This window comes from Stenotrophomonas sp. 10N36, from assembly GCF_056395005.1.
This window is the reverse complement of sequence record NZ_JBFTIS010000001.1, coordinates 125291-150016: the sequence shown is the minus strand read 5'-3', so window position 1 is coordinate 150016 and position 24726 is coordinate 125291. Positions and strand designations below refer to the sequence as shown.

Genomic DNA, 24726 nt, shown 5'->3' with positions numbered 1-24726 from the left:
CCCCATGACCGAGTCTTCCGCCACGCCCGCCTGGGCCGGCCGCCTGCGCGATATCGCCGATTTCCCCAAGCCGGGCATCCTGTTCAAGGACATCATGCCGCTGCTGGCCAATGGCGATGATTTCGCCGCGGCCATCGATGCGATGGTGCAGCCGTGGCGCACGGCGAACCTGCAGGCGGTGATGGGCATCGAATCGCGCGGCTTCATCCTGGGTGCGGCCATGGCGCGCGTGCTGGGCGTCGGCTTCGTGCCGGTACGCAAGCCGGGCAAGCTGCCGGGCCGCACGCTGAGGCAGGAGTACACGCTGGAATACCGCACCGACACCATTGAAGTGCACGCCGACGCCTTGCCGGCCGGTGCGCGCGTGCTGGTGGTCGATGATGTGCTGGCAACCGGCGGCACGTTGCTGGCCGCGTTGTCGCTGGCGCGCCAGTTGCAGGTGGAGGTCGTGGGCGCGGCGGTACTGGTCGAACTGGCCGGACTGGGCGGACGCGAGCGCTGGGACGGCGATGTGCCGTTGTTGGCCAACCTGGTGTATTGAGGCCGGGCTCTGCTGGTGGTTTGACATCGCGTAAGCCGACCAACGGTCGGCTCTACCGGGTGGGCACGTAGAGCCGGGCTCTGCCCGGCTGCTCGACATGGCGTAAGCCGACCAACGGTCGGCTCTACCGGGTGGGTGCGTAGAGCCGGGCTCTGCCCGGCTGTTCGACATGGTCGAAGCCGACCAACGGTCGGCTCTACCGGGGTGGTGCGCAAGCCGACCAACGGTCGGCTCTACCCCGTTACATGCGGCGGACGCGGAAGCGGCGGCCCTTGATTTTGCCTGCTTCCAGCCGGTCGATCGCGCGGCCTACCTGCTCGCGTGCGATCGCCACGTACGAGCGCGTGGCGTAAATGTCGATCTTGCCGATCACCTTGGCCGACAGCCCGGCTTCCCCGGTCAACGCCCCCAGGATGTCGCCCGGGCGCAGCTTGTCGGTCTTGCCGCCATCGATGCGCAGGGTTTCCATCGCGGCCTGCGGCAGCACGGCGGGGCGGGCCGTCGCCAGCGGGGTCTTCTGCCAGTCCAGCGGCTTGCCCTGCGCCGCTTCCAGCGCATCGGCGCGGTTGCGCTCGCGGCCGGTTACCAGACTCACCGCCAAGCCAGACGCGCCGGCGCGGCCGGTGCGGCCCACGCGGTGTTCGTAGGTTTCGATGTCGGTGGGCAACTCGTAATTGATCACGGCCGCCAGGTCCTGCACGTCCAGCCCGCGCGCGGCCACGTCGCTGGCCACCAGCACGTTGCAGCTGCGGTTGGCGAAGCGCACCAGCACTTCATCGCGGTCGCGCTGTTCCATTTCGCCGTGCAACGGCAGTGCCGAGAAGCCGAACTGCTGCAGCGAATTGGCCACATCGTCCACGTCGCGACGGGTATTGCAGAACACCACCGTCGATTCGGGGTTGTACTTCAGCAGCAGGCCGGCCAGCGCCTTCTGCTTGCTGGCCAGGTCCACTTCGCAGAACAGGTGGCGAATCGCCGGTGCGTTGTCGGCACCCTGGACGGTCACTTCCACCGGATCGCGCAGCAGCACGCGGGCGATCTCGCGGATCTCATCGGGGTAGGTGGCCGAGAACAGCAGCGTCTGGCGGTCCTTGCTGGTGCGCCCGGCAATCTCGCGGATCGGCTCTTCAAAGCCCATGTCCAGCATGCGGTCGGCTTCGTCCAGCACCAGCGTGGTGACACCGCCCAGCTTCAGGGCGCGCTTGCGGCCGAGCTCCTGGATGCGGCCGGGCGTGCCGACCACCACGTGCGGGTCGTGCGCTTCCAGCGAGGCCAGCTGCGGGCCCAGCGGCATGCCGCCGGTCAGCACCACCAGCTTCAGGTTGGGAATGCCGGTGGCGAGCTTGCGGATCTGCTTGCCCACCTGGTCGGCCAGTTCGCGGGTGGGGCACAGCACCAGTGCCTGGGCGCGGATCACCGACGGGTCCAGGGCCTGCAGCAGGCCCAGCCCGAAGGCGGCGGTCTTGCCGCTGCCGGTAGGGGCCTGGGCGATCAGGTCGCGGCGCTCAAGGATCGCCGGCAGGCTCTGCGCCTGCACGGGGGTCATCTGGGTATAGCCCAGCGCGTCGATGCCCGCCGCCAGCGAGGCCGACAGGGGCAGTTCGGAGAATTCATTCATGGCGCATTCTACCCGCTGCGCCGCCTGTCGGGCGTGTGCCGGCGCTGCTCAGGCCAGATCCAGCGCCCGCAGCCCCTCCATCAACGCGGTGTGCTGGGCATGGCTGAACGCGCCCGGGCCGTCGCTGACATCCAGAATCAGCGTGTGGAACCAGGGATTGGGGTGGCTGACATCCTGCTCCCAGCGGACCGCGACATCCGGGCCCAGCACCCGCTGCAGCAGGTCGATCAGGTCGTCTTCGGCTTCATCGACGGCGCCATAGCGATCCAGCACCAGCCGGTACGGGATGTGCAGGCGGCGGCGATCGACGGGGGGAACGCGCTCACGCTTCATCGCCCCAGTGTTGCATGCGGCACGCGCTCACCCCAGCAGCGCGTGCACGCCCACGTTGATACCCAGGCCCCCCGCCAGCAACCAGGCAAACAGCAGCAGGGCCAGCAGCAGCGGCTTCATGCCGGCCTGACGCAGCGCCGAAACGTGGGTGGTCAACCCCAGCGCCGCCATGGCCATGGCCAGCAATACCGTGTCCACCTCGATGGCCACGGCCACCCAACTGGCGGGCAGCAGGTGCAGCGAATTGAACCCGGCCACCGCAACGAACCCGAAGGCGAACCAGGGCACCACGATCTTCGCGCGTGTCGCTCCGGGCTGGGCGCTGCCGCCGCGGGCCAGCAGCAATGACAGCGCGATCAGGAACGGGGCCAGCATCATCACCCGCACCATCTTGGCGATCACCGCGGTATCGGCGGCCCCTTCGCTGACCGCGCGCCCGGCTGCGACCACCTGCGCCACTTCGTGCACGGTCGAGCCGGTGAACACGCCATAGAACGCCTCGCTCATCGGCAGCACGCCGTGCGCCAGGTTGAGCTGGTACAGCGCCGGGTACAGGAACATGCCCAGCGTGCCGAACACCACCACCGTCGACACCGCCACGGTGACCTGTTCGGCACGCCCGCGCACCACCGGTTCGGCGGCCATCACCGCCGCCGCGCCGCAGATCGCGCTGCCGGCGCCGATCAGTAGTGCGCTGGTGCGGTCGATCCCGAACCAGCGGGTGCCGGCCCACCATGCCAGCCCGAAGGTGCTGGCCAGCACCAGCGCATCGATCAGCACCCCGGCCACGCCGACCTGGCCGATGTCCTGGAAGGTCAGGCGCAGGCCGTACAGCACGATGCCGGCGCGCAGCAGCCACTGCTTGGAAAAGCCCACGCCCGCCGCGGCCCGGGGCGCCATGCGCGGGTACACACTGTTGCCCAGCGCGATGCCGAGCACGATGGCCAGGGTGAGGGCACTGATGCCGTGCGCCTGCAGCCAGGGCAGGGTGGCCAGCGCCATCGCCGCCAGGGCGACTCCGCCCGCCAGCAGCAGGCCGGGCAGGCGCCCGCGCCAGCGCTGGGCGAGGGCGGGCAGGAACAGGGCAGGGCGGGGGCTGGACGCGTTCACAAAGCGGCTCCATGTAGGGAGCGTCCAGCCTGCGCTTGGCCCATAAACCTGTAAAACGCATTGTTGATGTGATTTCAACCGGTTTTATGGGTTAATGCGCGCATGCGCATCAGTCTTCGCCAATGGCAGGTATTCGTGGCCGTGGCCGACGCGGGCACCACCGCCGCCGCCGGCGCGCAGCTGGCGTTGTCGCAGTCGGCCACCAGTGCGGCGCTCAACGAACTGGAGGCGCAGTTGCCGTCGCTGCTGTTCGATCGCATTGGCCGCCGCCTGATCCTCAATGCGCAGGGCCGGGCCCTGCTGGACCCGGCGCGCGGGCTGCTGGCCGCGTCCGCGGACCTGGAGGCGATGGCCGGGGCAGGGCGGCCGGCATCGGCCACCGGGGTACCGCTGCAGCTGCGGATCGGGGCCAGCACCACCATCGGCAACTACCTGCTGCCCGCCCGGGTCGCCGCCCTGCTGGCCGACCAGCCGAACGTGGACGTGGACGTGGACCTGCGTATCGGCAACAGCGCCGAGGTGGTCGCGGCGGTGCAGCGGCTGGAGGTCGACCTGGGCCTCATCGAAGGCCCGTGTCACGAGAGCGGGCTGAACGTGCTGCCGTGGCAGCAGGATGCCCTGGTGATCGTGGCCGCCGCCGCGTCCCCGCTGAGCGCCCGCCCCGACCTTTCCGACCTGTCTGCCGCGCGCTGGCTGCTGCGCGAACCCGGCTCGGGGACCCGCGAGGCGGTGGAACAGGCGTTGCTGCCGCACCTGCACCACTTCGCCCGCGCCATGCAGCTGGGCAGCACCGAGGCCATCAAACAGGCCGCCGCCGCCGGGCTGGGCGTGGCCTGCCTGTCGCGGCACGCGGTGGCCGATCTGGTGGCGCTGGGCAGCCTGCGCATCCTGGACACCCCGTTGCCGCCGCTGTCGCGCCAGTTGTGGGTGGTCCACCACCCCGGCAAGCACGTGCCGCCGCCGCTGCGCGCCCTGCTGGGGCTGGCCGCGGACGCTTTTGCATCCGGTTGAGCGACGCCGCACACCGCCACACCGTACAATGGTCGGATGCCTCTGATTACTCTGCAAAACGTCGACTTCAGCGTCGGCGGCCCCCTGTTGCTGGAAAAAGCCGAACTGTCGATCGAACCGGGCGAGCGTATCGCCCTGATCGGCCGCAATGGCGCCGGCAAATCGACCCTGCTCAAGCTGCTGTCCGGCGACCACAAGCCCGACGACGGAGAAGTCCGCGTGCAGCAGGGGGTGCGCATCACCCGCCTGGAACAGGAAGTCCCGCACGGTGCCGCCGGCAGCGTGTTCGACGTGGTGGCCGATGGCCTGGGCGAGCTGGGCCAGTGGCTGGCCGAGTTCCATCACCTGAGCATGGCCGACGAGTTCGACGGCGATGCCTTGTCGGCCGTGCAGGCCAAGATCGACGCTGCCAACGGCTGGGGCCTGGACCAGCGCGTCAGCGAAACCCTGACCAAGCTTGACCTGGACGGCGAAGCCGAATTCGCGCGCCTGTCCGGCGGCATGAAGCGCCGCGTGCTGCTCGGCCGCGCGCTGGTGTCCTCGCCGGACCTGCTGCTGCTCGACGAACCGACCAACCACCTGGACATCGAAGCCATCGACTGGCTGGAAATGTTCCTCAAGAACTGGAACGGCAGCGTGGTGTTCGTCACCCATGACCGTCGCTTCCTGCGTGCACTGGCCACCCGCATCGTCGAAATCGACCGGGGTCAGGTCACCAGCTGGCCGGGCGACTGGGCCAACTACGAGCGCCGCCGCGAAGAACGCCTCAATGCGCAGGCGCAGGAAAATGCGCGCTTCGACAAGCTGCTGGCGCAGGAAGAAATCTGGATCCGCCAGGGCATCAAGGCCCGCCGCACCCGCGACGAAGGCCGCGTGCGCCGCCTCAAGGCGATGCGCAATGATCGCTCGCAGCGCCGCGAACTCGGCGGCAACGTGCGCATGGAAGCGGCGCAGGCGGAGAACTCCGGCAAGAAGGTCATCGACGTCAAGGACATCTCCTTCGCCTTTGGCGAACGCGTGATGGTCAAGGATTTTGAAACCGTCATCCTGCGCGGCGACCGGATTGGCCTGATCGGGCCCAACGGCAGCGGCAAGACCACGCTGCTGAAGCTGCTGCTGGGCGACCTGCAGCCGCAGAGCGGCGAAGTGCGCGCCGGCACCAACCTGCAGATCGCCTACTTCGACCAGTACCGTGCGGTGCTGCGCGAAGACTGGACCGCGATCGAGAACGTGGCCGAAGGCCGCGATTTCATCGAGTTCAACGGCAAGCGCAAGCACGTGCATGCCTACCTGCAGGACTTCCTGTTCTCGCCCGAGCGCGCCCGCGCGCCGATCACCCGCCTGTCCGGTGGCGAGCGCAACCGCCTGCTGTTGGCCAAGCTGTTCGCGCAGCCGTCCAACCTGCTGGTGATGGACGAACCGACGAACGATCTGGACGTGGAAACCCTGGAGCTGCTCGAAGAGCTGCTCAGCGATTACGCGGGCACCCTGTTGCTGGTCAGTCATGACCGTGACTTCCTCGACAACGTGGTGACCTCCACGATGGTGATGGAAGGCGACGGCGTGGTGGGCGAGTACGTGGGCGGCTACAGCGACTGGCAGCAGCATGCCGCGCGCGTGGCGGCGGCTGCCGCTGCACCGGTGGTGGCGGGCAAGCCGGCGGCCTCGGCTGCGGCATCACCGGCCGAGCCGGCTGCCGCCAAGCGCAAGCTGAGCTACAAGGATGCGCGCGAACTGGAACAGTTGCCGCTGAAGATTGAAACCCTGGAGAAGGACGTCGAAGGCCTCACCGCCGCGATGAACGACCCGGCGTTTTACCAGCGCAGCGCGGCGGACATGGCGGCGCACAATGCGAAGCTTGCCAAGGTGCAGGCGGAGTTGGATGCGGCGTACGCGCGCTGGGAAGAACTGGACGCGTGACGCGCCCGTAGCGCCGGGCTCTGCCCGGCTTGGGTCGGGCGTTCATGGCCCGGACGGAGGGCAGCCGACCAACGGTCGGCTCTACCGGTTGGGGTTCATAGCGCGGACGGAGGCAGCCGACCAACGGTCGGCTCTACCGGTTTGGGGTTCATGGCCCGGACGGAGGGCAGCCGACCAACGGTCGGCTCTACCCGGTGGGGTTCATGGCGCGGACGGAGGGCAGCCGACCAACGGTCGGCTCTACCCGGTGGGGTTCATGGCGCGGACGGAGGCAGCCGACCAACGGTCGGCTCTACCGTGGTCATTTCAACCCGTGCAGGTCCCGCAATTGCGTGGGGCGCGAGCCGAAGTAGGCGGCCAGGTCGGCGATGTCCTGATCGCTCAGGTCGGTCGCCTGCGGGGTCATCAACGCGTGCTGGCGGTCGCCGGCGCGGTACGCCTGCAGTGCGTGGGCCAGGTAGTCACCGTACTGCCCACCCAGCTTCGGGTAGGTGGGGTCGATCGGCTTGTTGCCGTCGGCGCCGTGGCAGTCGATGCAGCTCTGGCCGGTGGCCTTGCCCTTGACCTGGGCACGGGCCTCGCCGGCGGCGATGCGTCCGGTGGGTAGACCGGCCGATGAGCCGGACCCGTGCTCGCCACTGGCGTGGCCCGGGTCGGCGGCGGAATCTGCGCTGTTTTCCACCTGCGACTGCGAACACGCAGCCAGCAGCAGGGCAACGGACAGGGCGATGGCATAACGCTTGAAGGGCGCGGCTTTCGTCATGGGCGGTGCTTACTTGACGGTGGACAGGTAAACAGCGAGATCGGCGATCTCCTGTTCGCTGAAACTCATGGACTGCGCCTGCATCGTCGGATGCTTGCGCTTGCCCTGGCGGTACTCGCTCAGCGCCTGGCTGAGGTACTGCTGGGTCTGCCCACCAATCTTGGGCACTTTGTAGCTGGGGTAGGCGTTCTTGTAGCCGGTGATGCCGTGGCACCCCTGGCAGGTGTAGGCCAGGACCCGACCATTGTCGAAACTGCCCGTCAGCCCAGCCGGAGCGGCGGGGGCGGGCGGGGTAGCGGCAGGGGCGGGTACGGGTGCGGCAGGTGCGGCGGGTACTGCTGGAGCAGTTGCGGCCTGTGCGGCGGCCCCGAGGGGCAGGAGGACGGCCAGAAGACAAGCGGCGAGCGGCTGCGGGCGCATGATGTCCTTTCCGGTGTACGGGTCTGGTCGTTCCGGCGTGGGGTACGGAACTGGCCCGAGTATAGCCTGCGTTTTCATCTAGCTGAAACCGGGGTCGGTAAGGGCGTTGCCGCAGGTCACCATGACCTTTGGGATATGGTGTGATCGTGACGTGGTGCATTACTTTGCTACCACACCTGCCCACGCATCCCTCAGGGACACGACGATGTCGCGAATTTCTTTCCTGCACGGCCGCACCGGAACCTGCGCCGCTGCACTGCTGATCACCACCTCGCTGCTGCTCAGCGGCTGCGGCGCTGGCGCCGGTACCGCCGATGCGCAAGCCGCCGAAAAAGACCCCAAGGCTGAAAAAGCCGTCGACGCCGTGCCGGTCGAGGCGGTCGCCGCCAGCCGTCGCGCCGTCGCCGCCAGCTACACCGGCACCGCCGCGCTGGAAGCGCGCGCCGAATCGCAGGTGGTGGCCAAGACATCCGGTGTTGCCTTGGCGGTGCTGGTCGAAGAGGGCCAGGCCGTGCGTGCCGGGCAGCCGCTGGTGCGCCTGGACCCGGACCGTGCGCGGCTGGCCGTGGCCCAGAGCGAAGCGGTGATGCGCAAGCTGGAGAACAACTACCAGCGTGCGCAGAAACTGATCGGCCAGCAGATGGTCAGCGCCGCCGATGTGGACCAGATCAAGTACGACGTGGAGAACGCCCGGGCGCAGTACCGCCTGGCCACGCTGGAGCTGTCCTACACCACGGTGGTTGCACCGATCTCCGGCGTGATCGCCTCGCGCTCGATCAAGACCGGCAACTTCGTGCAGATCAACACGCCGATCTTCCGCATCATCGACAACTCGCGCCTGGAGGCCACCCTCAACGTGCCCGAACGCGAACTGGCCACGCTGCGTGCCGGCCAGCCGGTGACGCTGGTGGCCGATGCGCTGCCGGGCAAGTCGTTCCCCGGCGTGGTCGACCGCATCTCGCCGGTGGTCGACGCCGGCAGCGGCACCTTCCGCGTGGTCAGTGGGTTCGGCGAAGACGCGCAGGGCCTGCAGCCGGGCATGTTTGGCCGCATCCGCATCGACTACGACCAGCGCGCCGACGCACTGGTGGTGCCGCGCCTGGCGCTGCTCGACGATGGCGAGCCGGCGGTGTTCCGGGTGCGCGCCGGCAAGGTGGCACGGGTACCGGTGAAGCTGGGCTATGCCGAAGGGCCGTGGGTGGAAATCCGCGAGGGCCTGGCCGAAGGCGACCAGGTGGTGACCGCCGGCAAGGTGGCGCTGCGTGATGGCACGGCGGTGCAGGTGATCGGCGACAAGCCGGCCACCGCCACCGCATCGGCGCAACCGGCGAAGAAGGCGGAGAGCCGTCAATGACCTCGGCCGGCAACGACCACGGCAACGATCCGCACCACGGCGACCGCCCGGGTGCACAGGGCGGGGGGCTGGTGGAATTTGCCACCCGCCGCCGCGTCACCATCGCCATGTGCACGGTGACGCTGATGCTGTTCGGCGTCATCGCGCTGGGCAACCTCAAGGTCAACCTGCTGCCCGACCTGAGCTATCCCACCCTGACCGTGCGCACCGAATACACCGGCGCGGCCCCCACCGAAATCGAAACCCTGATCAGCGAACCGGTCGAAGAGGCCGTGGGCGTGGTCAAGAACCTGCGCAAGCTCAAGTCGGTCTCGCGCACCGGGCAGAGCGATGTGGTGCTCGAGTTCGCCTGGGGCACCAACATGGACCAGGCCAGCCTGGAGGTGCGCGACAAGATGGAAGCGCTGAACCTGCCGCTGGAGGCCAAGGCCCCGGTGCTGCTGCGCTTCAATCCGTCCACCGAACCGATCATGCGCCTGGTGATCTCGGCCAAGGCCGACGCCGCCACCGATGCCGACGCGGTCCGCCAGCTCACCGAGCTGCGCCGCTATGCCGATGAAGACCTGAAGAAGAAGCTCGAACCGGTGGCCGGCGTGGCCGCGGTCAAGGTGGGCGGCGGCCTGGAAGACGAGATCCAGGTCGACATCGACCAGCAGAAGCTGGCCCAGCTCAACCTGCCGATCGACAACGTGATCAAGCGGCTCAAGGAAGAGAACATCAACATCTCCGGCGGTCGCCTGGAGGAAGGCTCGCAGCGCTTCCTGGTGCGTACCGTCAACCAGTTCGCCGACCTGGAGGACATCCGCAACCTGCTGGTGACCACCCAGGGCAGCAACGGCAGCGCCGCCGACGCGGCCATGCAGCAGATGTTCGCCATTGCCGCCTCGACCGGCTCGGATGCGGCTGTTGCCGCCGCCTCGGCCGCGCAGAGCGCATCCAGCAGCAGTTCCTCGACCATCGCCAATGGCGTGCCGGTGCGGCTGAAGGACGTGGCCAGCGTGCGCCAGGGCTACAAGGAACGTGAGGCGATCATCCGCCTGGGCGGCAAGGAAGCGGTTGAACTGGCGATCTACAAGGAAGGCGACGCCAACACCGTGGCCACCGCCGAGGCGCTGCGCGCGAAGCTGGAGCAGATCAAGGCGCAGATTCCCGGCGACGCCCAGCTGACCACCATCGAAGACCAGTCGCGCTTCATCGAACACGCCATCAGTGACGTCAAGAAGGACGCGGTGATCGGCGGCCTGCTGGCCATCCTGATCATCTTCCTGTTCCTGCGCGATGGCTGGAGCACGTTCGTGATCAGCCTGTCGCTGCCGGTCTCGATCATCACCACGTTCTTCTTCATGGGCCAGATGGGCCTGAGCCTCAACGTGATGTCGCTGGGCGGCCTGGCGTTGGCCACCGGCCTGGTGGTGGACGATTCGATCGTGGTGCTGGAGAGCATCGCCAAGGCGCGTGAGCGCGGCCTGGGCATCCTGCAGGCGGCCATTGCCGGTACCCGCGAAGTGAGCATGGCGGTGGTCGCCTCGACCCTGACCACCATCGCGGTGTTCCTGCCGCTGGTGTTCGTCGATGGCATCGCCGGGCAGCTGTTCCGCGACCAGGCGCTGACCGTGGCAATCGCCATTGCGATCTCGCTGCTGGTGTCGATGACCCTGATTCCAATGCTGAGCTCGCTCAAGGGCCGCCCGCCGCTGGCGTTCCCGGACGAGCCGGCGCACGCGGCATGGCAGCCCGAAAAGCGTTGGCTCAAGCCGGTCGCCAGTGGCCGCCGCGGTGTCGGTGCGCTGGTTCGTTGGGCCTGCTTTGGCGTGGCCTGGGCGATCATCCGCGTGTGGCGCGGCGTGGTGGCCATTGTCGGGCCGGTGATGCGCAAGGCCAGCGACGTGGCGATGAAGCCCTATGCGGGCGCCGAACGTGGCTACCTCAAACTGCTGCCGGGCGCGCTGCATCATCCGGGCAAGGTCCTGGGCTTTGCCGCGCTGGCCTTCGTGGCCACCATGGCGCTGGTGCCGATGCTGGGCGCCGACCTGATCCCGCAGCTGGCCCAGGACCGCTTTGAAATGACCGCCAAGCTGCCGGCCGGCACGCCGCTCAAGCAGACCGATGCGCTGGTCCGCGAACTGCAGCTGGCCCATGCCAAGGACGACCAGATCGCCTCGCTGTATGGCGTCAGCGGTAGCGGCACCCGACTGGATGCGAGCCCGACCGAAAGCGGTGAGAACATCGGCAAGCTCACCGTGGTGATGGCCGGTGGCGGCGATGCGCGCACGGAAGCGGCCATCACCGAGCGCCTGCGCAATTCGATGCAGCAGCACCCGGGCGTGCAGGTCGATTTCGCGCGGCCGGCCTTGTTCAGCTTCTCCACCCCGCTGGAAGTGGAACTGCGCGGCCAGGACATGGCTACGCTGGAGCGCGCTGGCCAGGCACTGGCGGCGATGCTGCGCAACAACCCGCACTACGCCGACGTCAAATCGACGGTGGAAGAGGGCTTCCCGGAAATCCAGATCCGCTTCGACCAGGAACGCGCCGGTGCGCTGGGCCTGACTACCCGCCAGATCGCCGATGTGGTGGTGAAGAAGGTGCGCGGCGACGTGGCCACCCGCTACAGTTTCCGCGACCGCAAGATCGACGTGCTGGTGCGTGCACAGGAAGGCGACCGCGCCAGCGTGGAGAGCATCCGCCGGTTGATCGTCAACCCGGGCAGCAGTCGTCCGGTCACGCTGGACGCGGTGGCCGAAGTGGTCGCCACCAACGGCCCCAGCGAGATCCATCGCGCCGATCAGACCCGCGTGGCGGTGGTCTCGGCCAACCTGCGCGATATTGACCTGGGCGGCGCCGTGCGCGAAGTGCAGGACATGGTTGCCAAGCAGCCGCTGGGTGCCGGTGTGGGCATGCACATCGGCGGCCAGGGTGAGGAGCTGGCCGATTCGGCGCGCTCGCTGATCTTTGCCTTCGGCCTGGCCATCTTCCTGGTGTATCTGGTGATGGCCTCGCAGTTCGAGTCGCTGCTGCACCCGTTCGTCATCCTGTTCACCATCCCGCTGGCGCTGGTCGGTGCGATCCTGGCGTTGATGCTGACCGGCAAGCCGATCTCGGTGGTCGTGTTCATCGGGTTGATCCTGCTGGTGGGCCTGGTGACCAAGAACGCGATCATCCTGATCGACAAGGTCAACCAGCTGCGCGAGGCCGGTGTGCCCAAGCGCGAGGCGTTGGTGGAAGGCGCGCGCTCCCGCCTGCGGCCGATCATCATGACCACCCTGTGCACGCTGTTCGGCTTCCTGCCGCTGGCGGTGGCGATGGGCGAGGGTGCCGAAGTGCGCGCGCCGATGGCGATCACCGTGATCGGTGGGCTGCTGGTGTCCACGCTGCTCACCCTGGTGGTGATCCCGGTGGTATACGACCTGCTCGACCGTCGCGGTGATGCCTACTACCGTGAGCGCGGCCGTAAGCATGCCGGCCACGCCGAGCCCGTCGGCGGCGCTGCGCAGGAGCCGGCATGAGCATCGCCGAGTTCTCCATCCGCCGCCCCATCACCACCATCATGTGTTTCGTGTCGCTGGTGGTGGTGGGCCTGATCGCCTCGTTCCGGCTGCCGCTGGAAGCGCTGCCGGACATCTCTGCGCCGTTCCTGTTCGTGCAGGTGCCCTACACCGGCTCCACCCCGGAAGAAGTGGAGCGCAACATCATCCGCCCGACCGAAGAAGCGCTGGCCACCATGACCGGGATCAAGCGCATGCGCTCCTCGGCCACCGCCGAAGGCGCCAGCATCTTCATCGAGTTCACCGACTGGGACCGCGACATCGCCATCGCCGCCTCCGATGCGCGTGAGCGCATCGATGCGATCCGCAGCGACCTGCCCGACGACCTGCAGCGCTACAACGTGTTCAAGTGGTCCAGCAGCGACGAACCGGTGCTGAAGGTGAGGCTGGCCAGCAGCACCGACCTGACCGGCGCGTACGACATGCTCGACCGCGAGTTCAAGCGGCGCATCGAACGCATCCCCGGCGTGGCCCGGGTCAACATCTCCGGCGCACCGCCGAACGAGGTGGAAATCGCGATCAGCCCCGACCGGCTTACCGCGCACAACCTCAGCATCAACGAGCTCAGCGACCGCCTGCGCACGCTGAACTTCTCCATCTCGGCCGGGCAGATCGACGACAACGGCCAGCGCGTGCGGATCCAGCCGGTGGGTGAAATCACCGACCTGCAGGAGCTGCGCGACCTGGTGATCGACACCAAGGGCCTGCGCCTGGGCGACATCGCCGAGATCCGGCTCAAGCCCACCCGCATGAACTACGGCCGTCGCCTGGACGGCAACCCGGCCGTGGGCCTGGACATCTACAAGGAACGCAGCGCCAACCTGGTGGAGGTCTCGCGCGCCGCGTTGGCCGAGGTGGAAGCGATCCGCACCCAGCCGTCGATGCGCGACGTGCAGATCAAGGTCATCGACAACCAGGGCAAGACCGTGACCTCCTCGCTGCTGGAACTGGCCGAGGCCGGCGCGGTGGGCCTGCTGCTGTCGGTGACGGTGCTGTTCTTCTTCCTGCGCCATTGGCCGTCCACGCTGATGGTGACCCTGGCCATCCCGATCTGTTTCGTGATCACGCTGGGCTTCATGTACTTCGCCGGGGTCACCCTCAACATCCTGACCATGATGGGCCTGCTGCTGGCCGTGGGCATGCTGGTGGACAACGCGGTGGTGGTGGTGGAGAGCATCTACCAGGAACGCGAGCGCATGCCCGACCAGCCACGGCTGGCCTCGATCATCGGCACCCGCAACGTGGCCATCGCGCTGAGCGCCGGCACCTTGTGCCACTGCATCGTGTTCGTGCCCAACCTGTTCGGCGAAACCAACAACATCAGCATCTTCATGGCGCAGATCGCGATCACCATCTCGGTGTCGCTGCTGGCCTCCTGGCTGGTCGCGGTCAGCCTGATCCCGATGCTGTCCGCACGCATGCAGACGCCCAAGCTGGTGCATTCGGAAACCGGCGTGATCGCCCGCCTGCAGCGCCGCTACGCCAAGGTGCTGCAGTGGACGCTGGAGCACCGCGGCTGGAGCGTGTTCGGCATCCTCATGGTGGTGCTGATCAGCCTGGTGCCGATGAAGCTGACCAAGATCGACATGTTCGGTGGCGAGGGCGGCAAGGACATCTTCATCGGCTACAACTGGAAGGGGGCCTACACCTACAGCCAGATGTCCGAGGAGGTCGCGCGCGTGGAGCGCTACCTGGACGAGAATCGCGAAAAGCTGCACATCACCCAGGTCTATTCCTGGTACAGCGAGCAGGAAGGCAGCAGCACCACCGTGACCTTCGACGAGAAGCACGCCGACAACCTGCCCGCCGTGCAGGAGGCGCTGCGCAAGGGCCTGCCGCGTTCGGCGCGCACCGATTACATCGTCGGCAACCAGGGCGGCGATGGCGGTGGTGGCGGTGGCAACCAGTCGGTGCAGGTGCAGCTGGTGGGCGACTCGACCAAGATGCTGCAGGAGATCGGCGAAGACGTGGTGCCGCTGCTGGCGCGGCGCAAGGAACTGCGCGACGTGCGCATCGACAACGGCGAGAAGGGCAGTGAGCTGTCCATCCACGTCGACCGCGAACGCGCGGCCGCGTTCGGCTTCAATGCCGAGCAGGTGGCCAGTTTCGTCGGCCTGGCGCTGCGTGGCGCGCCGCTGCGCGAGTTCCGCCGCGGTGACAGCGAAGTACCGGTATGGGTGCGTTTCGCCGGGGCCGAGCAGAGCAGCCCGGAAGACCTGGCCAGCTTCACCGTGCGCACCGGCGACGGTCGTTCGGTGCCGCTGCTGAGCCTGGTGGATGTCTCGATCAAGCCCTCGGCCACGCAGGTGGGGCGCACCAACCGCCAGACCACGCTGACCATCAAGGCCAACCTGGCCGAGAAGGTCACCGCGCCTGAAGCACGCAAGGCGATGGAGGAAACCCTCACGCCGATGAGCTTCCCGGCCGGCTACACCTTTACCTTTGACGGCGGCGATTACGGTAACGACAACGAGGCCATGCAGCAGATGCTGTTCAACCTGATCATCGCGCTGGTGATGATCTACGTGGTGATGGCCGCGGTGTTCGAATCGCTGCTGTTCCCGGCGGCGATCATGAGCGGGGTGTTGTTCTCGATCTTCGGCGTGTTCTGGCTGTTCTGGATCACCGGCACCTCGTTCGGGATCATGTCCTTCATCGGCATCCTGGTGCTGATGGGCGTGGTGGTGAACAACGGCATCGTGATGATCGAGCACATCAACAACCTGCGCCGGCGTGGCATGGGCCGCACCCAGGCGCTGGTGGAAGGCTCACGCGAGCGGTTGCGCCCGATCATGATGACCATGGGCACGGCCATCCTGGCGATGGTGCCGATCTCGCTGACCGACACCCAACTGCTCGGCGACGGCCCGCCGTACTACCCGATGGCCCGCGCCATCGCCGGCGGCCTGGCGTTCTCCACCGTGGTCAGCCTGCTGTTCCTGCCGACCATCTACGCCATGCTCGACGACATGAGCAGCGCGGTCTCCCGCATCATCCGCCGCGCCCGCGGCCTCCCGGCCAAGGGCGAAGCAGCAACGCCCGCGTAACGCCACAGAACCCGGTAGAGCCGACCGTTGGTCGGCTCCACGGAATGCGTAGGTACCGGCCGTTGGCCGGTACGCCCACGAACGGCAGCCGACCAACGGTCGGCTCTACCGATGTATCCGGGCATTCGTGTTCGCCCACGATGCGTAGGTACCGGCCGTTGCCCGGATCCGGTAGTGCCGGCCGCTGGCCGGCTCCACGGAATGCGTAGGTACCGGCCGTTGGCCGGTGCGCGTTCGAACGGCAGCCGACCAACGGTCGGCTCTACCGACGTGTTTGGGTGCACCCGCGTTCACCCGCGATGCGTAGGTGCCGGCCGTTGCCCGGATCCGGTAGTGCCGGCCGCTGGCCGGCTCCACGGAATGGGTAGGTACCGGCCGTTGGCCGGTACGCACACGAACGGCAGCCGACCAACGGTCGGCTCTACCGAGGTATTCGGATCCATCCGCGTTCGCCCGCGATGCGTAGGTACCGGCCGTTGGCTGGTACGCGAACGAACGGCAGCCGACCAACGGTCGGCTCTACCGACGTGTTCGGGTGCACCCGCGTTCACCCGCGATGCGTAGGTGCCGGCCGTTGCCCGGATCCGGTAGTGCCGGCCGCTGGCCGGCTCCACGGAATGCGTAGGTACCGGCCGTTGGCCGGTACGCTCGCGGCCCACAGCCGACCCACGATGGACACCCCAACACCCGGTCCGACAACAAAAAAGGCCACGCAGTGCGTGGCCTCTTGCTTGTGTCGGCGTGCAGAGTTACCCCGCCACCTTGCCCCACACCTGCAGCCCGGTCAGCCACAACCCCAACATGCTTCCCAGGTTGGTCAGCATGAAGGTCAACACCACCCGGGTCACCCGGTTGCGGTACCAGCCTTTCACGCTCTGTGCGTCGTCACGCAGCTTGAGGAAATCCTCATACGCCGGCTTGCGCAGGCGCGTTTCCACCAGCGCGGCGAACGCGCCGGTGGGAATGCTCAACCGGAACGGCTTGAACGGCGCCACCACGATCGCGGTCAGGATGCTCAGCGGATGGCTGCCTGCCAGCAGGCAGCCCAGGCCCGCCAGGCCGCCGGTGTACATCGCCCAGGTCAGCAGCAGTTCGCCGCCCATGCCCAGGCCGCCCCGGTAGAAGCCCAGTGCGATCCCGGCCAGCACCACCGCCAGGATGGTCAGCGTGATCCAGGGAATGTTGCGCTTCTTCGGCACCGCTTCCAGCGACTCGCGCAGCGGGCCGGGGGCGTCGGTATCGGTTTCCAGGTACTTGGCCAGGCCGGCCAGATGCCCGGCGCCGACCACCGCCAACACCTCGCGCTGGGAAGGGTCGTGCACTTCGCGCAGGCGCGTGGCCATGTAGCGGTCGCGCTCGCCGATGATGGTTTCATACAGCGCAGGGCTTTCGCTGGCGAACTCGCCGAAGCTGGCTTCCAGCATGTCGCCCTGCTTGAGCTTTTCGATCTCGTCTTCGCCAACCTCGTCGGACGCGAACAGGCCGGCGCCCAGGCCCATCACCAGCTTGATCCGGCCGAAGAACCCCAGCCGCTGCGAGGCGCGCTTGAAGGTCAGGCCCACTTCGCGGTCGATCAGGTGCACCGGCAGGTTGTGTTCGTTGGCCAGGGTCACCGCACGCTTGAGTTCGGCGCCCGGCTCGATGCCGAGCTGCTCGGCCAGGCGACGCTGGTAGGCGGCCAGCGCCAGGTTGGCGGCRAACAGCGCCACGCGGCCCTTGCGTATGACCTCGACCAGATCCAGCTTGGCCAGGGCATCGGGGTTGGTCAGGGCCTGCAGGCGCTGGGCGTCCAGTTCCACGGCGACGGCGTCGAAGCGGCCACTGCCGATCGCCCGTTCCACCGCTTCCACGCTGGCCTGGGACACGTGCGCGGTGCCGAGCAGGGTGTAGCGCACGCCGTCGCGTTCGACCACGCGGACGGGCTGGCCGGCGAACAGGGTGTCGCCGGTGTCATCGAGTTGGGGTTCAGTCATTGCATCATTCATTCGAAGGGGCGCTGTCGGCACCATCGCCGAGCGCGCGCTGCATCTGGACGGTGTCCAGCCAGCGGCCATGCTTGCGGCCGAGGCCGCGGAAAATGCCCACGGTGTGGAAACCGAAGCGCTCGTGCAGTTTGATCGACGCGGTGTTGGTCGGCTCGCCGATCACCGCCACCATCTGGCGGTAACCGCGTGCGACGCAGGCGTCGATCAGGCCCTGCATCAGCGTGGTGCCGACGCCGCGGCCCTGGAAGGCGGCATCCACGTAGACCGAATTTTCCACGGTCCACTGGTAGGCGATGCGCCCGCGGTAGGTGTTGGCATAGGCATATCCGGCCACCTGGCCATCGACCTCGGCCACGATGTAGGGAAAGCCGCGGCCCACGATGTCGTGCATGCGCCGCTGCATTTCCGCCGCGTCGGGCACGTCGTACTCGTAGGTGTTGACCAGGTCGGTGACCTCCACCGCGTAGATCGCGGTGATGGCATCGATGTCGGTATCGCAGGCGTCGCGCAGCAGCACGGTCACGGGGTGGGGGTCCTGGGGGTCAGTCGATGTAGCGCTTGAGCAGGTCGCCGTATGCATCGATGCGGCGATCACGCAGGAACGGCCAGATGCGGCGCACGTGCTCGCTGCGCTGCAGGTCGACCTCGCACAGCAGCACGGTGGGCTCGCCACCGGCTTCGGCGATGAATTCGCCCTGCGGGCCGAGGACGTGGCTGTTTCCCCAGAACTGGATGCCCGAGGCACCCAGCGGCGAGGCTTCATGGCCCACGCGGTTGCAGCTCAGTACGGGCACGCCGTTGGCCACGGCATGGCCGCGGTGGCTGAGCACCCAGGCATCGCGCTGGCGGCCCTGTTCGTCCTGCTGGTCGTCGGGGTCCCAGCCGATGGCGGTGGGGTAGAGCAGCAGTTCGGCGCCGGCCAGTGCCATGAGGCGGGCGGCTTCGGGGTACCACTGGTCCCAGCAGACGAGCACGCCGAGGCGGCCGACGGAGGTGTCGATCGGCTTGAAGCCGATGTCGCCGGGGGTGAAGTAGAACTTTTCGTAGAAGCCCGGATCGTCCGGGATGTGCATCTTGCGATACTTGCCCAGCAGCGTGCCGTCCTTTTCGAAGACGACGGCGGTGTTGTGATACAGGCCGGCGGCACGGCGCTCGAACAGGGAGCCGACGATGACCACGCCGTGCTTTTTGGCCAGTGCGCCAAGGCGTTCGGTGCTGGGGCCGGGGATCGGCTCGGCGAGGTCGAATTCGTCCACCGATTCGTGCTGGCAGAAGTACGCGCCGTTGTGCAGTTCCTGCAGCAGGATCAGCTTGGCACCCTGGGCGGCCGCTTCCGCCACGCGCGTTTCGATCACGGCCAGATTGGCGGCGGCGTCACCGTGGTTGCGCTCCTGGATCAGGGCGACGGAAAGGGTGTGGCGTGAGCTCATCCGGGTGCGGTCCTGCAGGGGGAAAAACGCAGTTTATCGCGGATGGGTGCACGCAGCGTGCTGGGCGCTAAATGCGCGGCGGGCACCCGCTCGTAGAGCCGGGCTCTGCCCGGCTGGACCGTATCCGTAGAGCCGGGCTCTGCCCGGCTGGACCGTATCCGTAGAGCCGGGCTCTGCCCGGCTGGACCGTATCCGTAGAGCCGGGCTCTGCCCGGCTGCCTCACCACCACGTCAAACCGACAGCCCTGGCCTGGGAATGCCCGAGCTGGCCCGGCGGGGATGGGGGTTCACGGCATCCCCCGCAAGCTCGCCCCGACCTACCAGTCCCGCGAGCGCGCAGACACCCGTGCGTTGCCGAAAACAAAAAGCGCCGGGCAAAAGCCCGGCGCCAGGTGGTGCGTCGATCGGGGTGTGGCGTTACGCCAGCAACCCCTCCGGCAACTGCATGGTGATGCAGTGCAGGCTGCCGTTCTGCCAGATCAGCGAGCGGCACGGCACCGGGACGATCTCGCGGTCCGGGTAGGCCTGCGCCAGCACGGCGCGGGCGGCCTCGTCGGCGGCATCCCCATAGGCCGGCATCAGTACCGCGCCGTTGAGGATCAGGTAATTGGCGTAGGACGCCGCCAGCCGGCGGCCATCGTCGATCACCGGCTGTGCCCACGGCAGCGGGAACAGGCGGTACGGCGCACCGTCGGCGGTCCGCAGCGCGGCCAGTTCGTTGCCCATCGCCTGCAGTTCGGCAAAGTGCGAATCACTGCTGTCGTCGCAGGCCTGGTAGACGATGCTGTCCACCGACGCGAAGCGTGCCAGCGTGTCGATGTGCGCGTCGGTGTCGTCGCCTTCCAGGTAACCGTGGTCCAGCCACAGCACACGGTCCTGCTGCAGCCAGCCGGCCAGGTCGGTGCTCAGCGAGGCGCGCTCGCGGTCCGGGTGGCGCTCGTGCAGGCACTGCCAGGTGGTCAGCAGCGTGCCTGCGCCGTCGGTCTCGATACCGCCGCCTTCCAGTGCGAACGGAATGCTCTGCACGTCCGCGTTCGGCGCGAACACGCCGGCAGCGTGCAGCACGCCGACCAGCTGGTCGTCCAGGCTCGCGTCAAACTTGCCGCCCCAGCCAGTGAAGCGGAAATCGAGCAGCCGGAAGCTGCCGTCGGCCCGCTTGAGCGTGATCGGGCCCGAATCGCGCAGCCAGGTGTCGTCGTACTGCGCGGTGACGAACCGGACCCGGTCCATGTCGATCCGGTTGGAGCGCAGGCGCGCATCGGCGTAGGCCTCCAGGTCATCGTCGGCAACGATGATCAGCACCGGCTGGAAGCGGGTGATGGCCGCCACCAGGGCGATGTAGGTGTCCTCGACGTCACCCAGGCGGTCGGCCCAGTCGGTGTCGGCGTGGGGCCAGGCGATCAGGATGGCGGACTGGGTTTCCCATTCGGCCGGAAAGCGGAGCGTGTCGTTCATGGTCTCGGTGCGATGGCCCGCCGTCGTGTGGCGGGCGGGAGAAAGGAAAGAATCAGCGGATCGGCGGCTTCGGGCCGACCTCGTTGGCGTCGGCCTTGTTGGCCACCACGTCGATCACCTTCTGCTTCTCGAAGTAGACGGTGAACTGGGGGTACACCCAGCGGTTGATGGTCGGCCACTGGCGCTTCTGTCCGCCGCGCGGCTCCAGGCGCTCGCCCGGGTCGCCGAACTGCGACTGCACCTGCTGCATGCTCTGGCCGCGGACGGGCAGGGCGGTGGCGGGCTTTTCCTGGCTGCGGTCGATCAGCAGCGTGTCGGCATGGGCGCTGGCGCAGGCCAGCAGGGCCAGCAACGGCAGGGTGGTCAGGTAACGCTTCATCTCGATCTACTCCCCAGTGGTCAAGAATACGGAAGGGGCCACGACCGACAGTCGTGACCCACCCGGCGATTACAACAAAAACGGCAATAAAAAACCGCCCGGAGGCGGTTTTTTATTCAGGTTGGTCGCGGCCGTAGGCCGTGACGCCCTAAGGCTCAGCGCTGGCGAGCCTTGAAACGCGGGTTCGACTTGCAGATCACGAAGATCTTGCCGCGGCGACGGACGACCTTGCAGTCGCGGTGACGGGCCTTGGCCGACTTCAGGGAAGACAGGACTTTCATTGCATACCTCGGCGTAAACGTTGGATTCGGTTGGAGCGCGGCCGCGATATGCAGATGACAATCGGCAGGTGACGCCCGTTCAAGCCCGCAATTGTACCGGTCTTTTTTCCATCCTTTCAAGTGGTTGCACGAAAAAGGTCTCGGGCGGCCCCGGGCGGGGGCTAGAATGGGCGGTCCATTCCACAGGGAAACCCATGAACCAGCTTCCTCCCGTGCTCACCATCGACGGCCCATCCGGGGCCGGCAAGGGGACTGTCAGCCGCATTGTCGCACGCCGCCTGGGCTGGCATTACCTGGATTCGGGCGCCCTGTACCGCGCCGTGGGCGTGGCCGCCAGCTGGGCCGATATCGATACCTCCGACGCCTCCGCGCTGGTGCGCTGCACCTTCGACACCCATGTCCGGTTCGTCGAAGCGGCCGATGGCGGGCTGCGGGTGGTGGTCAACGATACCGATGCCACCGATGAGCTGCGCCTGGAGACCACCGGCGCGCTGGCCTCGGCCATTGCGGCCATCCCAGAGGTGCGGGCCGCCCTGAAAGAGCGCCAGCGCGCATTCAGGGTTCTGCCAGGCCTGGTCGCCGATGGCCGCGACATGGGCACGGTGATCTTCCCCGACGCCCCATTCAAGGTCTTTCTGACCGCCAGCGCCGAGGAGCGGGCCGGGCGCCGGCATAAGCAGTTGAAAGACAAGGGGGTTTCTGTTAACTTTGAAGACCTCCTGCGCGAGATCATGGCCCGCGACGCCCGTGATGCACAGCGCACAGTGGCGCCCCTGAAGCCGGCAGACGATGCCGTCATCATCGACACCAGTGGCATCGGCATCGACGCAGTCGTTGCCAACGTGTTGGATCTGCTTCCGGTTTCGGGTGCCTGATCCGTTGTACAGGAGAACCGCCAGCCCATCGGCGGTGTCGCACATCGCAAGGCAACAAAAGCTCCGTCCCGCAATAGTGCGTGGCGGTTTTCCTACTTAACACACGACTCGCCGTACCGGGGTCGACCAACAGGCGGGCAGTAAGCGGTTCCCTTCGGGGGCCAATGCCCATGTGTCCAACAGAGTAAATCTAATGACCGAATCATTTGCAGAGCTGTTCGAAGCCAGTCAGGCCAATCTGGCCAAGCTGAAGCCGGGCTCGATCGTCAGCGGTGTCGTTGTTGAAGTCCGCGGCGATGTCGTGGTGATCAACGCCGGCCTGAAGTCCGAAGGCATCGTGCCGATCGAACAGTTCCGTAACGACGCTGGCGAGATCGACGTTGCTGAAGGCGACGTCGTCAAGGTCGCCCTCGATTCCATCGAGAACGGCTTCGGTGAAACCGTCCTGTCGCGCGAGAAGGCCAAGCGCGCGATGGTGTGGGACGAGCTGGAAGAAGCGTTGGAAAAGAACGAAACCATCACCGGTCGCATCAGCGGCAAGGTCAAGGGTGGTTTCACCGTGGACATCAAGGATGTCCGCGCGTTCCTGCCGGGTTCCCTGGTCGATGTGCGCCCCGTGCGCGATCCGGCCTACCTGGAAGGCAAGGAGCTGGAATTCAAGCTCATCAAGCTGGACCGCAAGCGTAACAACGTCGTGGTCTCGCGCCGCGCTGTCGTCGAAAGCGAGCACTCGGAAGAGCGCGAGCAGCTGATGGACAAGCTGCAGGAAGGCGCGATCCTGAAGGGTGTCGTCAAGAACCTGACCGATTACGGCGCATTCGTGGACCTGGGCGGTATCGACGGCCTGCTGCACATCACCGACATGGCCTGGAAGCGCGTGCGCCATCCGTCCGAAGTCGTGAACGTCGGCGACGAGCTGGACGTCCGCGTGCTGAAGTTCGACCGCGAGCGCAACCGCGTTTCGCTGGGTCTGAAGCAGCTGGGTGAAGATCCGTGGGACAACATCGCCCGTCGTTACCCGGCCAACAGCCGCGTGTTCGGCAAGGTCTCCAACGTCACCGATTACGGCGCATTCGTCGAGATCGAGCCGGGCGTCGAAGGTCTGGTGCACGTCTCCGAAATGGATTGGACCAACAAGAACGTCAACCCGTCCAAGGTTGTGCAGGTCGGTGACGAAGTTGAAGTCATGGTCCTGGACGTCGACGAGGAGCGTCGCCGCATCTCGCTGGGCATGAAGCAGGTTGCCGCCAATCCGTGGGAAACCTTCGCTGCCATCCACAAGAAGGGCGACAAGGTGTCGGGCCAGATCAAGTCGATCACCGACTTCGGCATCTTCATCGGCCTGGACGGCGGTATCGATGGCCTGGTGCACCTGTCCGACATCAGCTGGAACACCACTGGCGAAGACGTGGTCCGCAACTACAAGAAGGGCGACAACCTGGACGCCGTCGTCCTGGCCGTCGATCCGGAGCGCGAGCGCATCAGCCTGGGCGTCAAGCAGCTGGAGCAGGATCCGTTCGGCCAGTACATGGCGGCCAATCCGAAGGGTTCCAAGGTCGAAGGCGTGGTCAAGGAAGTGGACGCCAAGGGCGCAACCATCGAACTGGCTGACGGCATCGAAGGCTACGTGGCTGCACGCGATGTTGCCAACGAGCGCGTCGACGACGCGACCCAGTTCCTGAAGGTCGGCGACAAGGTGGAAGCCAAGTTCGTGGGCATGGATCGCAAGGGTCGTACCCTGCAGCTGTCGATCAAGGCCAAGGACGACGCGGAAATGCGCGAAGTGCTGGAGGAATACCAGTCCTCTTCGGCTTCCAGCGGCACCACCCAGCTCGGCGCGCTGCTGCGTGCACAGCTGAACAGCAACAAGTCCGAGTAATCGGCCTCACGCTGTCGTAGTTTCCTGGACGGCCCGGACATCAGTCCGGGCCGTTTCAGGGTCTGAGTTCCCCCCGAAGAGCCCGTAATGACCAAATCCGAGCTGATCGAAATCCTGGCGCGCCGACAGGCGCATTTGAAGTCGGACGATGTCGATCTGGCAGTGAAGTCGTTGCTGGAAATGATGGGTGGGGCGCTGGCTGGCGGGGATCGCATCGAGATCCGCGGGTTCGGCAGTTTTTCGTTGCACTACCGGCCACCCAGGCTGGGGCGCAACCCCAAGACCGGGGAATCGGTCGCGTTGCCGGGCAAGCATGTCCCGCACTTCAAACCAGGCAAAGAACTGCGCGAGCGCGTCAGCGCCGTGGTGCCGCTGGAAAGCGACCCCGCGTAGAGCGGACCGTTGGTCCGCTGCTTTTTTCGTTCCGGGCCTCTTTGTCCCGCTGCTCTATATTCCGCTACTCTTGAATCCCCCGGAACTGGAGCTGCTCCATGAAAGTCGTACGTCTCCTTATCCTGCTGGCGGTTCTCGTCGCCGGGCTCATCATCGGTGCGCTCAACTCGGACAAGATGGTCCTGAGTCTGGGCTTTACCCAGATCACCACCACCACCGGCCTGGCGATCATTGTCGCCCTGTTGACCGGTGCGCTCATCGGCGGCGGCATCGTGCTGGCCAGCCTGGTGATCCCGCTGTACGCCAAGCTGCGCAAAGCGCAGAAGGCAAGCCCGACCGTGGTCGTGGCACCTGCTTCCACCCCTTCTTCTACTTTCGACGGACGCTGAG

The 24726-nt window shown here is 66.9% G+C and carries 21 protein-coding genes; 10 read left to right on the top strand and 11 right to left on the bottom strand.

The window, feature by feature from the left end:
* Positions 1 to 4 precede the first annotated feature (4 nt).
* Positions 5 to 541, top strand: coding sequence for an adenine phosphoribosyltransferase (locus AC1DCJ_RS00630; RefSeq protein WP_478069848.1), 537 nt, complete (start codon positions 5 to 7; stop codon positions 539 to 541).
* Positions 542 to 782: 241 nt separating this feature from the next.
* Here AC1DCJ_RS00630 and dbpA read toward each other — a convergent pair whose 3' ends face one another.
* The 3 genes from dbpA to AC1DCJ_RS00615 are packed head-to-tail and all read right to left on the bottom strand — an operon-like array spanning position 783 to position 3494.
* Entirely contained in the window at positions 783 to 2159 is a 1377-nt protein-coding gene (gene dbpA / locus AC1DCJ_RS00625) for an ATP-dependent RNA helicase DbpA (RefSeq protein ID WP_038688839.1), read from the bottom strand.
* Between the two features lie 48 nt (positions 2160 to 2207).
* Entirely contained in the window at positions 2208 to 2492 is a 285-nt protein-coding gene (locus AC1DCJ_RS00620) for a hypothetical protein (RefSeq protein WP_137189258.1), read from the bottom strand.
* Positions 2493 to 2519: 27 nt separating this feature from the next.
* Positions 2520 to 3494: a YeiH family protein gene (locus tag AC1DCJ_RS00615; protein WP_478070115.1), complete on the bottom strand. Its 975-nt coding sequence runs from the start codon at positions 3492 to 3494 to the stop codon at positions 2520 to 2522.
* 210 nt (positions 3495 to 3704) lie between these two features.
* On the opposite strand from AC1DCJ_RS00615, the gene AC1DCJ_RS00610 reads away from it, so the two are divergent.
* Positions 3705 to 4613, top strand: a complete 909-nt coding sequence (locus AC1DCJ_RS00610) for a LysR family transcriptional regulator (protein WP_478069847.1) — start codon at positions 3705 to 3707, stop codon at positions 4611 to 4613.
* Between the two features lie 36 nt (positions 4614 to 4649).
* On the top strand, positions 4650 to 6533 hold the full coding sequence (locus AC1DCJ_RS00605) for an ATP-binding cassette domain-containing protein (protein WP_478069846.1): 1884 nt from the start codon (positions 4650 to 4652) through the stop codon (positions 6531 to 6533).
* A 301-nt stretch (positions 6534 to 6834) separates the two neighbouring features.
* Here the strand turns inward: AC1DCJ_RS00605 and AC1DCJ_RS00600 are convergent, their stop codons facing one another.
* Together AC1DCJ_RS00600 and AC1DCJ_RS00595 are read right to left on the bottom strand one after the other, a co-directional pair.
* A complete protein-coding gene (locus AC1DCJ_RS00600; RefSeq protein ID WP_038688828.1) occupies positions 6835 to 7296 on the bottom strand; it encodes a c-type cytochrome in 462 nt (153 codons plus the stop codon).
* 9 nt (positions 7297 to 7305) lie between these two features.
* On the bottom strand, positions 7306 to 7716 hold the full coding sequence (locus tag AC1DCJ_RS00595; RefSeq protein ID WP_137189262.1) for a c-type cytochrome: 411 nt from the start codon (positions 7714 to 7716) through the stop codon (positions 7306 to 7308).
* A gap of 205 nt (positions 7717 to 7921) precedes the next feature.
* Between AC1DCJ_RS00595 and AC1DCJ_RS00590 the strand changes: the two genes are divergently transcribed.
* Genes AC1DCJ_RS00590 through AC1DCJ_RS00580 form a run of 3 tightly spaced genes read left to right on the top strand, consistent with a single transcriptional unit; the run spans position 7922 to position 15659 of the window.
* Positions 7922 to 9070 (top strand): efflux RND transporter periplasmic adaptor subunit, encoded by a 1149-nt coding sequence (locus AC1DCJ_RS00590; RefSeq protein ID WP_428712687.1) that lies wholly within the window; start codon positions 7922 to 7924, stop codon positions 9068 to 9070.
* Positions 9067 to 12573 carry an efflux RND transporter permease subunit gene (locus tag AC1DCJ_RS00585; protein ID WP_478069845.1) on the top strand — a complete coding sequence of 1169 codons (3507 nt, stop codon included), beginning with the start codon at positions 9067 to 9069 and terminating at the stop codon, positions 12571 to 12573. The genes AC1DCJ_RS00590 and AC1DCJ_RS00585 overlap by 4 nt, the downstream gene beginning before the upstream one ends.
* Positions 12570 to 15659, top strand: a complete 3090-nt coding sequence (locus tag AC1DCJ_RS00580; RefSeq protein WP_313424342.1) for an efflux RND transporter permease subunit — start codon at positions 12570 to 12572, stop codon at positions 15657 to 15659. Before AC1DCJ_RS00585 ends, AC1DCJ_RS00580 begins: the two co-directional genes overlap by 4 nt.
* A gap of 749 nt (positions 15660 to 16408) precedes the next feature.
* On the opposite strand, the gene AC1DCJ_RS00575 is transcribed toward AC1DCJ_RS00580, so the two are convergent.
* The 6 genes from AC1DCJ_RS00575 to ykgO all read right to left on the bottom strand — a co-directional run bounded on the left by AC1DCJ_RS00575 (position 16409) and on the right by ykgO (position 21189).
* Positions 16409 to 17644, bottom strand: a complete 1236-nt coding sequence (locus AC1DCJ_RS00575; RefSeq protein WP_478069844.1) for a TraB/GumN family protein — start codon at positions 17642 to 17644, stop codon at positions 16409 to 16411.
* Positions 17637 to 18167: an N-acetyltransferase family protein gene (locus tag AC1DCJ_RS00570; protein WP_478069843.1), complete on the bottom strand. Its 531-nt coding sequence runs from the start codon at positions 18165 to 18167 to the stop codon at positions 17637 to 17639. The genes AC1DCJ_RS00575 and AC1DCJ_RS00570 overlap by 8 nt, the downstream gene beginning before the upstream one ends.
* A gap of 19 nt (positions 18168 to 18186) precedes the next feature.
* On the bottom strand, positions 18187 to 19074 hold the full coding sequence (locus AC1DCJ_RS00565) for a carbon-nitrogen hydrolase (protein WP_137189268.1): 888 nt from the start codon (positions 19072 to 19074) through the stop codon (positions 18187 to 18189).
* Positions 19075 to 19491: 417 nt separating this feature from the next.
* On the bottom strand, positions 19492 to 20529 hold the full coding sequence (locus tag AC1DCJ_RS00560) for an agmatine deiminase family protein (RefSeq protein WP_478069842.1): 1038 nt from the start codon (positions 20527 to 20529) through the stop codon (positions 19492 to 19494).
* A 52-nt stretch (positions 20530 to 20581) separates the two neighbouring features.
* Positions 20582 to 20908: a hypothetical protein gene (locus AC1DCJ_RS00555; RefSeq protein ID WP_038688813.1), complete on the bottom strand. Its 327-nt coding sequence runs from the start codon at positions 20906 to 20908 to the stop codon at positions 20582 to 20584.
* A gap of 155 nt (positions 20909 to 21063) precedes the next feature.
* A complete protein-coding gene (gene ykgO / locus AC1DCJ_RS00550) occupies positions 21064 to 21189 on the bottom strand; it encodes a type B 50S ribosomal protein L36 (RefSeq protein WP_005409283.1) in 126 nt (41 codons plus the stop codon).
* A 194-nt stretch (positions 21190 to 21383) separates the two neighbouring features.
* Between ykgO and cmk the strand changes: the two genes are divergently transcribed.
* From cmk to AC1DCJ_RS00530, 4 genes are all read left to right on the top strand, one after another.
* On the top strand, positions 21384 to 22064 hold the full coding sequence (gene cmk / locus AC1DCJ_RS00545; protein WP_038688809.1) for a (d)CMP kinase: 681 nt from the start codon (positions 21384 to 21386) through the stop codon (positions 22062 to 22064).
* A gap of 193 nt (positions 22065 to 22257) precedes the next feature.
* Entirely contained in the window at positions 22258 to 23943 is a 1686-nt protein-coding gene (gene rpsA / locus AC1DCJ_RS00540; RefSeq protein ID WP_038688807.1) for a 30S ribosomal protein S1, read from the top strand.
* A gap of 87 nt (positions 23944 to 24030) precedes the next feature.
* Positions 24031 to 24336 carry an integration host factor subunit beta gene (locus AC1DCJ_RS00535; protein WP_017355596.1) on the top strand — a complete coding sequence of 102 codons (306 nt, stop codon included), beginning with the start codon at positions 24031 to 24033 and terminating at the stop codon, positions 24334 to 24336.
* Between the two features lie 98 nt (positions 24337 to 24434).
* Complete coding sequence (locus tag AC1DCJ_RS00530; RefSeq protein WP_038688804.1) at positions 24435 to 24725, top strand: LapA family protein; 291 nt, start codon at positions 24435 to 24437, stop codon at positions 24723 to 24725.
* The last annotated feature ends 1 nt before the right edge of the window (position 24726 follow it).

Bases quoted from the DNA above. Each gene is read 5' to 3' on its own strand.
- AC1DCJ_RS00630 (WP_478069848.1), top strand. From the start codon at position 5: ATGACCGAGTCTTCCGCCACGCCCGCCTGGGCCGGCCGCCTGCGCGAT.
- dbpA (WP_038688839.1), bottom strand. From the start codon at position 2,159: ATGAATGAATTCTCCGAACTGCCCCTGTCGGCCTCGCTGGCGGCGGGC.
- AC1DCJ_RS00620 (WP_137189258.1), bottom strand. From the start codon at position 2,492: ATGAAGCGTGAGCGCGTTCCCCCCGTCGATCGCCGCCGCCTGCACATC.
- AC1DCJ_RS00615 (WP_478070115.1), bottom strand. From the start codon at position 3,494: ATGGCGCTGGCCACCCTGCCCTGGCTGCAGGCGCACGGCATCAGTGCC.
- AC1DCJ_RS00610 (WP_478069847.1), top strand. From the start codon at position 3,705: ATGCGCATCAGTCTTCGCCAATGGCAGGTATTCGTGGCCGTGGCCGAC.
- AC1DCJ_RS00605 (WP_478069846.1), top strand. From the start codon at position 4,650: ATGCCTCTGATTACTCTGCAAAACGTCGACTTCAGCGTCGGCGGCCCC.
- AC1DCJ_RS00600 (WP_038688828.1), bottom strand. From the start codon at position 7,296: ATGACGAAAGCCGCGCCCTTCAAGCGTTATGCCATCGCCCTGTCCGTT.
- AC1DCJ_RS00595 (WP_137189262.1), bottom strand. From the start codon at position 7,716: ATGCGCCCGCAGCCGCTCGCCGCTTGTCTTCTGGCCGTCCTCCTGCCC.
- AC1DCJ_RS00590 (WP_428712687.1), top strand. From the start codon at position 7,922: ATGTCGCGAATTTCTTTCCTGCACGGCCGCACCGGAACCTGCGCCGCT.
- AC1DCJ_RS00585 (WP_478069845.1), top strand. From the start codon at position 9,067: ATGACCTCGGCCGGCAACGACCACGGCAACGATCCGCACCACGGCGAC.
- AC1DCJ_RS00580 (WP_313424342.1), top strand. From the start codon at position 12,570: ATGAGCATCGCCGAGTTCTCCATCCGCCGCCCCATCACCACCATCATG.
- AC1DCJ_RS00565 (WP_137189268.1), bottom strand. From the start codon at position 19,074: ATGAGCTCACGCCACACCCTTTCCGTCGCCCTGATCCAGGAGCGCAAC.
- AC1DCJ_RS00560 (WP_478069842.1), bottom strand. From the start codon at position 20,529: ATGAACGACACGCTCCGCTTTCCGGCCGAATGGGAAACCCAGTCCGCC.
- AC1DCJ_RS00555 (WP_038688813.1), bottom strand. From the start codon at position 20,908: ATGAAGCGTTACCTGACCACCCTGCCGTTGCTGGCCCTGCTGGCCTGC.
- ykgO (WP_005409283.1), bottom strand. From the start codon at position 21,189: ATGAAAGTCCTGTCTTCCCTGAAGTCGGCCAAGGCCCGTCACCGCGAC.
- cmk (WP_038688809.1), top strand. From the start codon at position 21,384: ATGAACCAGCTTCCTCCCGTGCTCACCATCGACGGCCCATCCGGGGCC.
- rpsA (WP_038688807.1), top strand. From the start codon at position 22,258: ATGACCGAATCATTTGCAGAGCTGTTCGAAGCCAGTCAGGCCAATCTG.
- AC1DCJ_RS00535 (WP_017355596.1), top strand. From the start codon at position 24,031: ATGACCAAATCCGAGCTGATCGAAATCCTGGCGCGCCGACAGGCGCAT.
- AC1DCJ_RS00530 (WP_038688804.1), top strand. From the start codon at position 24,435: ATGAAAGTCGTACGTCTCCTTATCCTGCTGGCGGTTCTCGTCGCCGGG.